Origin of the sequence: Endozoicomonas sp. NE40 (assembly GCF_040549045.1) — a bacterium.
Lineage (GTDB): Bacteria > Pseudomonadota > Gammaproteobacteria > Pseudomonadales > Endozoicomonadaceae > Endozoicomonas_A > Endozoicomonas_A lisbonensis.
Genome location: NZ_JBEWTB010000002.1, coordinates 3,503,527 through 3,517,500, shown reverse-complemented (window position 1 = coordinate 3,517,500; position 13,974 = coordinate 3,503,527). Strand labels below are relative to the sequence as shown.

Genomic DNA, 13,974 nt, shown 5'->3' with positions numbered 1-13,974 from the left:
AGCTCCAGCTCACTGACCTTATCAAAAGGACGAGAGAACTGACCACGGCTGCGAATACTGATCAGATCGGCATTCCCCAACAGGTTATCCACCATATTAATCAGCAGGTCGCCATTATTGGCAAAAGGCTGCACAATATCCTGACCGAAAAAGTTGTTCTTCTGAACCCAGAGCCGATCAGTTAACAGGTCAGTGTCCGCCACCACAATAACATTGACTGGCTGCATGGATGCTGCAATATGAGCTGGCAGCTCTTTTGCTGCTTTTATTTCTTCCTCGCTTTCCTTCGCTTCCGTTGCAGGTTCTTCTTCCTCTTCCTCCTCAGCTTTTAAGCCGTCTTCACCGGTTTCTGCTTTTTCAGGCTCAGGCTCTGGAGGTCTGCCATCTGGAAAAGCGGTTTTGACCATCCCGGTTACTCTGACAGCCAGTGGGTATTCAATACCAGTAGCCTTAAAATCTTTGTATAAAGAGGAGGGGTCAAACAGCATGGCAAACAGCGATGCATCCATCAGCATGGCATTTTTAGTGGAGTGAAGCAGTACTTCGACATCGGTAGGAGCATCCTCCAGCTGGATCACTGCGCCTGAAGTAGCCACATTGATACTGTTCAGCATGGAAGTGATGACATCATCATTGTTAAAGCTTTGCTCATTAAGCCCAAGAATACCCAGATGCCGGACAGGCCGGCCGGATGGTGAACCTACGGAGAGTGCCAGTGTTCCGTCAGCAAGCACTTTGCTCTTGTCCATCTCAATACCCCAGGCTTTGAACAGAGTTGGCAAAGAGGAAGACTTATCCCCGCCCATACCCATCATCATCCCTCCCATCATGCCACCACCGGCCTGATCGGATTCTGCATTGGGGTCAACAAAAATGAGGGCATGACCGCCCCCCACAACGTATTGATCAATGGCGTAGCGAGTGCGGGCTGTCAGCTCTTTTGGATGAATAACCACCAGCAGATTGATGTCTTCAGGAATAACGTCAAACGCTGTACCCAGATCATCAACATCGTACATCTGCCTGAGCTGGGAAATACTCATCCACGGCCCGGAAGGCTGACGGCTCATCATATCGTAACCGCCGTTAACCTGAAGGGTGCTGACCAGACCGATTTTCGGGCGGGATTTTTGTACCACTGAATAAACCAGCTTACTGATGTCGTACTCCAGAAAACGTTCTTTATCCGGATGCAGAAAGCCGATCACTTCACGTTTACTGTCGTCTTCATCATTAGTGATTACCAGTCCCATATAAGCTTCTTTACCGGGACCACCCAGAGGGACAGCCTGAAGGCCATATTCTGCTGCTTTGTCTTCATTTTCTGAGAAAGGCTCTGGATCAATGACTTCCAGCCGGAGTTTGCCATTGGATGCCAGCACATACTCCTCCAGCAGTTCGGTTACCCGTCTGGCGTAATTGCGCAGAAAAGGCAGTTCCCGGGTCTGATTTTCTGAGTAGAAAAATTGCAGGGTGGCCTTGCCATCCAGTTTTTTCAGCAGGTTCTGTGTACCTTCAGAGAGGGTGTATAACCGGTCTTGAGTAAGGTCGACACGTGCGCCTTTAAACAGCTGACTGACACCAATGGTCAGCAGCAGGGTGACTAGGGCCAGCACCAGTAAGCCGGCCTTTGAAAACAGTCGTTTTGTCAGGGTCGGTGACATGGACAGCTCCTTAGTCTGCTTTTTTCATATCAATGGTGATGGCTGTTGCAATCAGCCATGCCAGCATCATAACGATGAAATACAACACATCGCGCAAGTCCAGAACGCCTTTGCTGATCGCATCAAAATGTGTCAGGAAGCTCAGTGCAGCAATGCCGTCCACCAGCCATTGAGGTGTCCAGCCCCTGAAAGCATCAAGAACAAGTGGAAACCCAGCCAGTACAAACAGAAAACAAACGACAACTGTCATAATAAAAGCGATCACCTGGTTCTGCGTCATCGCTGACAGACAGGAACCTATCGCCAGAAATGTTCCTGCCATGAGCCAGCTACCAATGTAACCAGCCAGTATCACGCCATTATCAGGCTGCCCAAGGTAGTTCACTGTCAGCCAGATCGGAAAGGTAAGCAGCAGGGCAATCCCACTGAATACCCATGCGGCAAGAAACTTGCCCATCACTGCCTGCTTAAGGCTGATGGGCAGGGTCAGCAACAGCTCCAGCGTGCCTGTTTTACGTTCTTCAGCCCACAGCCTCATGCTGATGGCTGGAATCAGGAACAGGTAAAGCCAGGGGTGAAAATTAAAAAATGCACTCAGATCAGCCTGACGCATTTCATAAAAGCGCCCCAGATAAAAGGTAAAGGCTCCGGTGAGCATCAGAAAGATAACAATGAATACATAAGCCAGAGGGGTGGCAAAGTAACTCCCCAGCTCGCGTTTAAAGATTATGCCGGTGCCTTTCATTTCACCACCTCCACACTGTCGCCTGTGGTTGTCAGCTCCCTGAACACATCATCCAGACGCCCACTCTCAACATAGAGTTCCTTAACCTCCCAGCCTTTAGTCGCTATCAGGTCGGTCAATGCACTGAAGACTGAACGATTATCAGCAGGAATCAGGGTGTAACGGCCTGGCATGGAGTCAGACGTTTCTACTGCCTTAACCCCGGGAAGTCCCTGCATCGCAGGCAGAAGGCTGTCATCCGTATGCAGTTCAACCGTTACCGCCCGATGGTAGCGGGAACGGGCTTCCAGCTCTGCCGGTGTCGCGTCAGCCAGAACCCGGCCATTGGCAATAATCATTGCCCGGGTACAGACCGCCGTCACCTCTTCCAGAATATGGGTGGAGATGATGACAATTTTTTCTTTCGACAGGCTGCGAATTAACTCCCTTACCTGGTGTTTCTGGTTTGGGTCCAGGCCGTCGGTCGGCTCATCAAGAATCAATACCTGAGGATCGTGGATAATTGCCTGTGCAATTCCAACCCGACGCTTGAAGCCTTTTGACAGGTTATCCACCGGACGATGCAGGACAGACTGCAAGGCCAGTTGCCCAACCACCTTTTTAACCCGGCTTCTGAGTGCATCGCCGGAAAAGCCCCTCACCTCTGCAATAAAGGCCAGATACTGGCTAACGGTCATGTCGCCATAGGCTGGCGCTCCTTCTGGCAGGTAACCAATAATGCGCTTGGCCTGCAAAGGCGCCTGTTCAATATCGTGGCCGAAAACAGACACCGTGCCTGCTGATGGTTTAATAAATCCTGTCAGCATTTTCATGGTTGTGGATTTACCGGCACCGTTAGGCCCCAGAAAGCCAAGCACTTCTCCCTGACCTACGGAAAAAGTAATGCCATCCACCGCACAAAAATCGCCAAAGGACTTTTTCAGGTTGTCGATCTTGATCATCGTCGCCCCATCCAGTCTCCAGTTGCTTTGTTAAAACTCTTTAACGCTCCTGCGAATGCAACCTGTCACCTATGCCTTTCACCCACACCTCTATGCCTTTCACCTACACATCTAAGCCTTTACCTACACATCTAAACAAGGCCTGCACATAAAAGCACAATTGCCCTGTTACCGTTGGACAACCGTATTGAGTTTCAGAGAAGTGACTTTTTGATCCTGCTGTGATCCTGCATTTGTGGTTATACATTCGAAATTCAACAGGCTGCTGCTCCGAAATAAGCAATTCCTGAAATAAGCAGTCTGTTATTAATCTTTATTATTTGCCGTCAAGGAATATAGAAGCTCCCTGATTAATTTCAAATGTTGAGAAGTGCCTGGCTCCAACTACCTGACAACTATTTAGCAATTACTTAGCAACTATTTGGCGCTTATATCTAACGTTTTACCGGAATCACCCAGCACTTTCAAAAACGAACGATGAAATGCCCTGATATCCTGTCGGAACGCCCGCATTTCCTTGTCTGTAGCGGGCAGAGGTGGCATCAAACCATTTAAAATCACTGCAAAAACCAGCGGCCTGCCATTGTCTGGAAAAACGTATCCGGCCATGCTGCGGACACCACTCATATAGCCTGTTTTAAACCATTGCTCTTTGCGCTTGCGTTGATTCAACCACGGACTCTCCTCGCCCCACTGCTTCCAGCCCAGCATCAGGATATCCACCAGCGTTGCAGCACTGATAAAATTGTACCGGGACAGACCCGAACCATCGACAAGCCGACTGCTTCCAAAGCCCACACCTTTATTACCCAGAAGTGTCCGTGCCGACTCAATGCCCGTCTCATAGGAACCGGCCTTACCGGATGTCTGACGCCCGACCGTTTTCAGAATGCTGTCCGAGTACAGGTTGTCGGAATCTTCCAGAACCGGACGTAGCAGCTCTGGCAGAGGCTGAGAATGATGTTCCGCAATCGTGTAGGGCATGTTCAGTTCAGGCCGTCCGGCAATAATCCGCCCTTTGAGACTGATATCGTGCTGTTCCAGCAATCCATACATGAAACGTTCAACGGCTCGCTCGACATTGCTGACCGAAAAAGCCATTCGCAAGGGTCTGGATTCAGGGGCGATACACCCCTGCAATTCGTACTCATACTCTGCTGATGGGCGAACCTTCTGGGTACAGCGCTCCTCGTCCGGTGACTTCTGAGTCACGACCCGATTATCCACTTCCAGATTCCATTCGGGCCTGTCGTATTCCATGATTGCCGGATCACCTTCCTTCTTGCCCGGTTTTAACCAGCCATAGAAACAGTTACGGTCAAGAATCATTGCCGCTGCCGGGGCCGCAAAACAGATATTCAAATCATCCCAGCTCACGCCACCTGCACGGTCGTACCCAGAATACACTGCGCCATCGAGCCAGAGGTCACCGGCGATGGTGTCGATCTTATTCTCTTTCAGCTGAACCACTAAATCATTCAGGTGTTCCCGTTTAAGCGACGGATCGCCACTGAACGACAACATGACCGCACCGTTTACCACTCCTTTTCCGGTGACTTTGTTTTCTGATGCGATGTGTGTGCTATAACGGAACTCCTGTCCTAAAGCATCATAAGCAAGGGTCGCGGTGAGTACTTTTAAGGTGCTGGCAGGTATCAGGTTAAGATGAGCCCCCTGTTCAAAAAGAACCTTACCTTTTATCGGGTCCCTGACCTGTATTGAGTAAACGCTGCCCTCGGGCAATTCAGACACCAGATTTTCAAGCCTGGTCACCACTGCATCTGCGGCCACCGTTGTAAAAGCGCATAATAATCCAAGAAAAGTTAAAAGCCTGATCACACGTCTCACCCGTCACCTCCAATCCCTGATACGTCTCAATAACAAAGCACTGCAAACCAGGATTGCTACAGAGCTTAAGGAGCTGCATTTTCATACTAAAAAGTACAAGTGTTCCATTTAATGCACTCACATTGATTACTTTATCGGTATCTACTGCAAAAGTCGGTAGTTTTTTTCGGCGAGCCGTAACATCTATTGTTAAAAAGCATTATCCTATTCACACATGATATTGAACGAGTCGATTGGTAGCTCGTGCAGCGCCTGCAATGTGGACGTTTTTTCCACAAAGGTGTTCGTCATCATTTGGAATCATAGAAAGGTAAGTGGCAGGCTTTAGTGAAAAAACTCAAATTATCAACCAATCAACTTATTGCAAAACAGCCAGTCAAGGAGCTCGGCTTTAAATCAACCGACGAGTTAGAGAACTATGTTGGCATCCTGGGGCAGGAGCGTGCCACCAGCGCTATCCAGTTCGGAGTGGCCATGCACCGGACCGGCTATAACATTTATGTTATGGGCGAATCTGGTACTGGACGAATGTCCTATTTGCGGAAATACCTGGAAACCGAAGCCAAACGTCAGAGTCCACCCGACGACTGGGCATACATTAATAATTTTGATAACACCCGCGAACCCAAAGTCTTGCAACTACCGGCAGGTCATGGCAACAAATTACAAAAACATTTTGACGAGTTCGTCGACAGCCTTCTGCTGACATTCCCGGCAGCCTTTGAGAACCCCACCTATCAGCAGCGGAAAAGTCTGATTGAAAGAGAGTTTAACAAACGCTACGACCAGACTATTGATGAAATTGAGCAGGAAGCACTGAAACGTGATATTGCCCTCTACAGAGAACAGGGCTCGCTCAGTTTTACCCCGATGCAGAAAGGCAAAGCCATGGACGAAACGGAATTCGCCCAGCTACCGGATGAAAAACGCACCAAATTTAATAACGACATCGGTGAGCTGGAAACCATGCTCAATGAGTCACTGGTCGAGTTACCACAGTGGAAGCGGGAGTCGAACGAAAAGCTGCAGAAGCTGAACCAGAACACCATTGACCAAGCGCTGGAACCGCTGCTGAAACCACTGCGAAAGGAATACAGCAACCAGAAAAACGTTCTGAAATACCTGGAGGCCGTGAAACAGCACCTGCATCGTTCCGTTATTGACCTGCTGGCAGACGACAGGGCAATGGAATCCAAAGAAGATTCCAGCAAACGGGCAGCACTGATCGAGCTGTACGCTCCGAATCTGGTGGTGGCGATGGAAGACAACGGGGTAGCCCCGGTTATTTACGAATCACACCCGAGCTACAAAAACCTGTTTGGTCGCATCGAATACGCCAGTGAAATGGGAGCGCTGGTCACCAACTACCGCCAGATCTGCCCTGGCTCACTGCATCAGGCCAATGGCGGCTATCTGTTGCTCGATGCTAATAAACTGCTGGAAGAACCTTTTGTCTGGGAAGCTCTGAAACGTGCGCTTAAAGAGAAACAGCTGAAAATTGAGTCACCCTATGCGGAACTGGGAATGCTTAATACCATTACCCTGAATCCGGAAGTAATACCCCTGAATGTCAAAATTATTCTGGTAGGCTCAAGGGACATTTATTATGTCCTGCAACAACTCGACCCGGATTTCCATGAAATGTTTAGGGTTCTGGTCGACTTCGACGACCGTATTGTCCGTGATCCGGACTCGGTTCAGGCATTCTCCCAGCTTTTAAAAAACCGGGCAGACGATGAAGGCTATCCACCCCTGACCGCTTCTGCAGTGTCTCGTATGGTTGAGCAGAGTTCCCGTATGGCTGAGCATCAGCGCGAAATGTCAGCCAAAATCGGCGATCTGTTTGACCTGTTGGCAGAAGCCGATTTTATTCGTCGCATGGGTCGGGGTCGCAAAATCAATCACGAACACGTTGATCGCGCTATTGCTGCCAAGGCTGAACGTACCGGCAGGGTCAGCAAGCAGATTCTGGACGAAATGCTGGAAGGCAGCATTCTGATCGATTCAGAAGGGGAGAAAGTCGGCAAGATCAACGGTCTTACCGTACTCTCCATTGGCGACACCAGTTTTGGCTCACCGGCCCGAATTACTGCAGCCGTTTACCCGGGCTCTCAGGGTGTCGTGGATATTGAACGGGAAGTTCAGCTGGGTCAGGCCATTCACTCCAAGGGGGTTATGATTATCTCTGGCTACCTGGGTAACAAGTATGCTCAGAAATTCCCTCTGGCCATTTCTGCCAGTCTGGCGATGGAGCAATCTTATGGTTATATCGATGGCGACAGCGCCTCACTGGCAGAGTTGTGCTGTCTGATTTCTGCCCTGACCGACACCCCTATTAAACAAAGCTTTGCCGTGACTGGCTCCATGAACCAATACGGCGAGGTGCAGGCTATTGGCGGCGTGAACGAGAAGATTGAAGGTTTCTTTGATCTCTGTGCTGCCCGCGGACTGACAGGCGACCAGGGGGTTATTATTCCCGCAGCCAACGTCCGCAACCTGATGCTGCATCAAAAAGTGGTCGATGCTGTTCGGGCAAAACAGTTCAGTGTTTATGCCGTTAATCATGCGGAAGAAGCACTGGAGCTGCTGACCGGCTGCAAGCCGGGAAGTCTGAATAGCAAAGGGGAATACACCAAAGGTTCTTTGAACTTCAAAGTGGTCAACCGTCTGAAAGAAATTTCAGAGTTGTCTAAAGAGGGCAGCTGACAAGCTTCTTCCTGAAGCATTGTCCTGAAGCAATAGTACGGGACAATAGTGCGGGACATGAGAATGTCCCGCCTGCTTTTTAGCTGCCTTTCCGGTTATAAACCAGACTGGCAAACAGTACGGTGATTGGAATCGTCATAATCAATCCGATACTTCCTGCCAGACCATGAATCATGGCAAGAGAAATGGCCGGAATATTCATAAACTGAATCACGGGCATCTGGAATCCCCAAACCATCATGATGGTGGTCAGGGAGCTTCCGACAAACGCGAGAATCAGTGTATTGGTCATTGTCCCCATAATGTCACGACCAATATTAATAGTTGCAAGCAGTCGTTCACTTTCCGGCTGCTCCGGGCTGACCTCCCGCAATTCATGGTAAGAAGACACCATGGAAATTGCGACATCCATGACGGCACCCAGGGCAGAAATCATAATGGCTACAAACAACAGCCAGCGCACCTGAAGCTGGTTATTACTCCCCAGATAGATCAGGTCTTCGCCTTTATCCAGATACAGACCATTCAGTTGAGCCATTTCACCAAAAAACTGTGCAATAACACCGGCAACAATCACCCCTCCCAGGGTTCCCAGCATGGCCACCAGGGATTTTCGGTTATAGCCTGCCACGAGCAGGAAATTGACCACTATTTTTACAGCCATCAGCCCAATGGTCAGCAATACAGGGTTCAACCCGGCAAACAACCCGGGAATTAAAACACCGATCAGTAGAGAACCGGTAAAGTACAGGGAAACAATGGAGTTCAGCCCCTGCATTTTTCCCATGATCAGGATTAGTGCCACCATCAGGCCCAGCATCCAGTACACCGCCCCCGCCCGGTCGTGGTTGAACGGCCAGTAGATTTCGGAATCACCGCGCTGGCGAATCAGTAATATAAACTCATCTCCCGGCTGGACGTAGACATTGTGCAGGCGACTAATGTTGTTCATCACCTTATGTTCTTCACCCGTCTGATCGCCTTCAAGAATTTTTACCAGAAGCTGCTGACGACCAGTGACAATGCTTGGAACAGCATTATCCGGCCTGACTTCTTCAAGCAGCACCTCAACCACCTGAGCACGCACCAGGTGTTGTGGGTTATAGGCGCGCGGGACGAAAACTTTCGCTGACCTGGGGCGAATACCAGAGAATAAACGTAGCCAGCAGAAAAACCGTTGCAGGAAATAACAATCGTTTTAGCATGTCAGTCACCAAAACAAACAGGGCGCATGTAAAATGCGCCCTGTTTGTTTTCAGAAGTCTGAAAAAATCTACACCAGTTTAGCTGGAGCAACCTCTGTATAGGTCTTCCTGGCTAGCGTCTTTACTGAATTCAGGGTTTTCATACCAGGAGCTTTCATCGTTGATGTTCACTGATACACCAATAGCCCGGGTCCGGTCACCTTCGAGTACAACACAGATCTCTTTGTTGACCAGACGTTCCCACAATTCCTGACCAGCACCACCATCTTCGCGCAGAGCCAGAATCGCGCCTTTATCAGTCACCTTCCCATTGTCGTCTGCTTGACCATACTGGGTAATAAACCAGTTCTGGTTAACATAGTCTTCACGCTTGAGGCCACCCTGCTTTGCAACCTTTTCAGTCAGCATGTCACGAATAGCGTAAACAGTCTCATTAGAAGAGTCCCAGAGTTTGTCATCTTCGGTGATCCAGCCCATTGGCAACAAGGTGGAGCCATAGCGATAGTCGTTAATGGCCAGAACATAAGTAGCGTTTTCATCAAACGCCGCACCTGCAATTTCATGGATGATGATTCGCTTTCCGTCATGACCATTCACACGAGGAGCCTTTGACAGGTCCACTTCATACCGAAAGCCCTCACCATCAAACAGATCGTAATTGAACGATGGAATATCGGTATTGAAAGAAACGGTTAAATCTCCCTCCTGATACCCCTTCAGATAAGTGTAAGACCACTCCATATAGTCTTTCAGGTTTGCGCCACTGATTTCCACAGCAACTAGCATATTGTCGTACATATACAGGTTAGAACTGTCTTTTTTACGATATTCCTGACCGTCTACCAGATTCGAAGTGTCTGCAAACAGTGCCGCTGCAGACACGTCTACGGTCGTGTGGCTGATGCTGCTATCTTTAGCAAATACTTCTTCTACCCTGCTGACCTGCAGCTGGTTAATTAAATCAACCAAAGGCATATCAGCCACTTTAGCGTGATGGATTGTCGTGTACAGACGCGGACCAAAACCTTCTACAAACTCATAGTTTTCGTTAGTCGCTTCATCCACATAACCTGTTGGAGAGTTGGTAAAGTAACCCTCAACTCTACCAATCACCTGATTGGCATCATCAACAGATGTTTTGTGGGTATCACGGAACTTATCCTGAATCTCAACACTTTCTTCAATGTCCGTCACAACCTGGTTAGACAGTGTCGTATCAACGATATTCCAGTTGCCGTCCGTGTCTTTTTTCAGCTCAATCTCAGCCTTGGCCAGCGCCCAGCCCCATTTGCCAGGTTCAATAACCTTAACCTTGGTGTGACGGTTCAGCTCGTTGTAAATACCTGCCAGATCTTTATCTTCCTCTTGAGCATTACCATCAACGGTAATGTCTTTCATACCGCCTTCAACCGGGTCATTATGATACATCTGCTCAATAAACTGGGCATGTTCGTGACCCATAAAGATCACATCGAACTTGTCCGCCATTTTGGAAGCTACTTCGTAGACACCTGTACCAGCTTCCCAGCGACCCAGATGGAGAGCACCAATCACAACATCAGGAGAGTACTTCTGAATAGCCTGCTGAACAGATGCGCTAATCGCTTCTACTTCATTGGTAAAATCCAGGTTGCGGAAGTTATCAGGGTTTGACGCCTGCCAGTTTGGCACCAGCGACGGGGTTACACCGACAACAGCGACTTTGGCACCATTAACATCAAAAATCTGAAAGCCAGGCAGGAAAGGGACGTTTTCGGAGTTGGCTGAACAAGTGTCAGAGTTCTTGTCCCAGATAATGTTGGAGGAGACCACAGACCCATTAAAACCAACCAGGTTGCGGTCGAGGAAGCTGCGCTCAAAATCAAATTCGTGGTTACCCGGTACCCACAGATCATACTCCATGATGTTCATGGTTTCGACCACTGGGTGAATTGGCATGTTGTTAAACAACTCGGCAGAGTTACCCTGAACCGTATCACCCAGATCGATCATGATCATGTCAGGGTTGTTGATCCGCTCTTTTTTCAGCAGGGTAGCGATTTTGGAGAAACCAGCACTGCTGTCTTCACGATCCAGAGCATAATCATAAGCCCAGATACGGCCGTGCATATCGCCCGTGGCACCAATGGTAATAGTTTGAGCCGTCAGTTCGTGATTATTACCTTTAACAACGACTTCAGGCGTATTGTAAAGGGTTTTACACTCGGCTAAAGGTGGCTGCTCCGGGGTATCAGCTGGCTTATTTTCATAACTACAGCCAGTCAGTGACATCATCACGGCAGCGGATAATGCGGCGATCTTAAACGGTTTCACTCAGAACAACCTTAACTTCTCTTCCATAGACAGAAATGACCCAAAGAAACAACCTGGCCATCAAATTCGCAGAAAGAAAGACTAAAGTTTTTCACAACCAAGGTGTATGCAAACTAATCGACATACTTTCCGACAAAATTACGTAACAACATCTTTACTCTATGTCGACAATATCTTTTATCTTCGGCAAGTGGCTACAAAGCCAATAAATAACTTATCAACCTTCAAAAAACGTTTTTTCCGAACTATCTTAATCTCAAACACATGTCGTCAGCACAAGGGCGACATAAAGAATCACCCCTGATGCTCGTCACCTGCAATCAAAAACGAAATTCCAGCCCGGCAAGAATATGATGGGACAACGATTCTTTCATCCAGACGCCGCCATAGCCCAGGCTCATGTTTAACCGTTCATTAAGAAAAGTATCGAGCCCGACAGAGTAGTAAGCACCGTTCTGGTCATAATAATCGTATTTTTTCTTCTTTCCCTCTACTTCCAGGTCATCGGTTTTCAAATCGGAATGCTGCCAGCCCAGAGAGAGTTTAAGCTCAAACGGCTGACTGAATTGCACCCGTTCATAAGTAAGCACCGCCCCCAGCCGTGACACCCAGCCACTGCTCTTGCCTTTTTTCACCATCTGGGTAAACCAGTTGAAGTCGTCACGTTGCTGATTGACATACATCAGCTGTACTTCAGGTGTGAGTGTTAGTCCTGTAGACATGTAATTTAAATCAAAGTCATAACCACCACGGGCATAAACATCCCATTGTTTGCTTTTATAGTCCGCCTTGTAGCTGTGAGCTTTACTGTCAATCGTATTCCAGTTATACGTCACCAGTCCTTCAGCATGCAGGAAACCATGCCGCCAGGCGATGGCGGGGCCAAGACGCCAGGTTCCCGATTCAACCTCACCATTAAAATCTTTCAGGTCAGCCGTGAGCTTTTGCCAGGCACCATAAACACCTATCAGCCATTCGTTGCCAACCGGGCGGAGCAGGGACATCTGCACCCCATAGCCGTTTGATTTAAACCCGGCCATATCTTTAACTTTCTTCTGATCCAGAAAATGGCCATAGACCTGCATCAGCCCGAACCATTCCCCGTAAATAAAAGCCTTTGCCCCCTCCGTAACCGTCTGGGAATAGCTGTAAAACGTATCGTGATCAGCAGCGACGTCTCCCTGCCCCAGCTCTTCCTGTCCAAGCTCTTCCTGTCCAAGATAGTCCACAGCATCATCAGGATCGGGCTCCTGCTGCGCCAGCCAGTGGGAGGAAGGCTGATCATAAAGCCCGACGTTACGGTTTCCGGACAGGGCTGCTGCGGGAATCCTGCCTCCCAAAATGCTGCTTGTCAGGCGGGTAAAGCTGTCATAAGCATGCAGTGAAGCTTCGTGCATCATCCGGTCAGCGATGGCCGGTTGCGATAAAACAGCACTGACCTTTCTGGCACTGACCAGTTGAGATGGAGGAATTTTTTCAATAGGAAGAAAACGCCCACTCGCTAAATCACCATTAACATCGATAGCCTTAAAGTAATACACATCCTGCTCTGGCGCTTTCCAGACTTTTGAGGTATCTACTTTTAAATCTAAAACATCGGTGTGGGTTTCCGTGTATTTAAAGCGGGCCGTTTTATTCTGCTGATCAAAGTTGACTTCAGGTTCAGCAGCAAGCATTGCCGGTTGAATAAATCCTGATAGTCCACCAAGGACTGCTAATTTCACAGGCAACGAAAATAACGCTCTGGATTTCACGACAACTCCCGAATACTTTTATTTGTGAAAGCGTTGGTGAACAGCCATCTGTAAGGCAACTGCTACACCCCATGCAAAGGTAGTCGAAGAAAAAATAGTTGAAGAAAAAGTAGCCGAAGGTTTCTCATTTCGATAGTTCAGAGTTTTCTTCTGTCTTCCAGTACTGTTATTCAAAATTAATTCAACAGTCAGTTTGAGGGTTATCTATGCTCTGCCTGTTACAACACGACACTTAAAAGAGTGGTAAAACCATGAGCAATCAGCCCAATACTTTGGCAAATCCTGCGCCTTTGGGGTTAATGGGGTTTGGTATGACCACCATCCTGTTAAACATTCACAATGCAGGCTTCTTGTGCCATGATCCTTGCCATGGAGCTGGTGTATGGCGGCTTTGCCCAGATTATTGCGGGAATGATGGAGTTCAGAAAAGGCAACACGTTTGGTGTCGCTGCATTCACCTCTTATGGCCTGTTCTGGGTCAGCTTTGTGTTATTACTGCTGTTGCCTGAATTCGGTATTGCGACTGAAACACCTGACGTCTATATGGGCTGGTATCTGCTCTCATGGGGGCTGCTCACCCTGTTTATGTTTTTCGCCACGCCAAAAGTGAACAAATCCTTACAATTTGTTTTTGCCTCCCTGGCATTACTGTTTATTCTTCTTGCTGCCAGAGACTTCACTGGCTCAGAACAAATTGGAACACTGGCTGGGAAGGCATAATTTGTGGTGCCAGTGCCGTTTATCTGGCAATGGCTGAAGTAATCAACGAGCAGTTTGGTGAGGAGGTCCTGCCTGTTG

At 48.5% G+C, this 13,974-nt stretch carries 9 protein-coding genes and 1 pseudogene (1 of these 10 only partly in view); 3 read left to right on the top strand and 7 right to left on the bottom strand.

Features of this window, described 5'->3' with window-relative positions; translation table 11 throughout:
• The 4 genes from V5J35_RS16795 to dacB all read right to left on the bottom strand — a co-directional run.
• Positions 1-1,664 carry the 5' portion of a Gldg family protein gene (locus V5J35_RS16795; RefSeq protein ID WP_354008252.1) on the bottom strand. 325 nt of this gene lie to the left of the window's left edge, so only the first 1,664 of its 1,989 coding nucleotides appear in the window; its start codon is at positions 1,662-1,664; the stop codon falls past the left edge of the window.
• Between the two features lie 10 nt (positions 1,665-1,674).
• On the bottom strand, positions 1,675-2,409 hold the full coding sequence (locus V5J35_RS16790; RefSeq protein WP_354008251.1) for an ABC transporter permease subunit: 735 nt from the start codon (positions 2,407-2,409) through the stop codon (positions 1,675-1,677).
• Positions 2,406-3,350 (bottom strand): ABC transporter ATP-binding protein, encoded by a 945-nt coding sequence (locus V5J35_RS16785; RefSeq protein WP_354016455.1) that lies wholly within the window; start codon positions 3,348-3,350, stop codon positions 2,406-2,408. Before V5J35_RS16785 ends, V5J35_RS16790 begins: the two co-directional genes overlap by 4 nt.
• Positions 3,351-3,767: 417 nt before the next feature.
• A complete protein-coding gene (gene dacB, locus V5J35_RS16780; RefSeq protein WP_354008248.1) occupies positions 3,768-5,189 on the bottom strand; it encodes a D-alanyl-D-alanine carboxypeptidase/D-alanyl-D-alanine endopeptidase in 1,422 nt (473 codons plus the stop codon).
• Positions 5,190-5,525: 336 nt separating this feature from the next.
• Here dacB and V5J35_RS16775 point away from each other — a divergent pair, with 336 nt between their 5' ends.
• A complete protein-coding gene (locus tag V5J35_RS16775; protein ID WP_354008247.1) occupies positions 5,526-7,904 on the top strand; it encodes a Lon protease family protein in 2,379 nt (792 codons plus the stop codon).
• A 79-nt stretch (positions 7,905-7,983) separates the two neighbouring features.
• Here V5J35_RS16775 and V5J35_RS16770 read toward each other — a convergent pair whose 3' ends face one another.
• The 3 genes from V5J35_RS16770 to V5J35_RS16760 form a co-directional block, all read right to left on the bottom strand.
• Positions 7,984-8,970, bottom strand: coding sequence for a YibE/F family protein (locus V5J35_RS16770; RefSeq protein WP_354016454.1), 987 nt, complete (start codon positions 8,968-8,970; stop codon positions 7,984-7,986).
• A gap of 217 nt (positions 8,971-9,187) precedes the next feature.
• Positions 9,188-11,422, bottom strand: coding sequence for a bifunctional metallophosphatase/5'-nucleotidase (locus tag V5J35_RS16765; protein ID WP_354008245.1), 2,235 nt, complete (start codon positions 11,420-11,422; stop codon positions 9,188-9,190).
• A 320-nt stretch (positions 11,423-11,742) separates the two neighbouring features.
• Entirely contained in the window at positions 11,743-13,098 is a 1,356-nt protein-coding gene (locus V5J35_RS16760; protein ID WP_354008244.1) for an autotransporter outer membrane beta-barrel domain-containing protein, read from the bottom strand.
• Positions 13,099-13,427: 329 nt separating this feature from the next.
• On the opposite strand from V5J35_RS16760, the pseudogene V5J35_RS16755 reads away from it, so the two are divergent.
• Both V5J35_RS16755 and V5J35_RS16750 read left to right on the top strand, forming a co-directional pair.
• Positions 13,428-13,481 (top strand): annotated as a pseudogene (locus tag V5J35_RS16755) (hypothetical protein); the annotation flags it as partial.
• 34 nt (positions 13,482-13,515) lie between these two features.
• Complete coding sequence (locus V5J35_RS16750) at positions 13,516-13,896, top strand: acetate uptake transporter (protein WP_354016453.1); 381 nt, start codon at positions 13,516-13,518, stop codon at positions 13,894-13,896.
• The last annotated feature ends 78 nt before the right edge of the window (positions 13,897-13,974 follow it).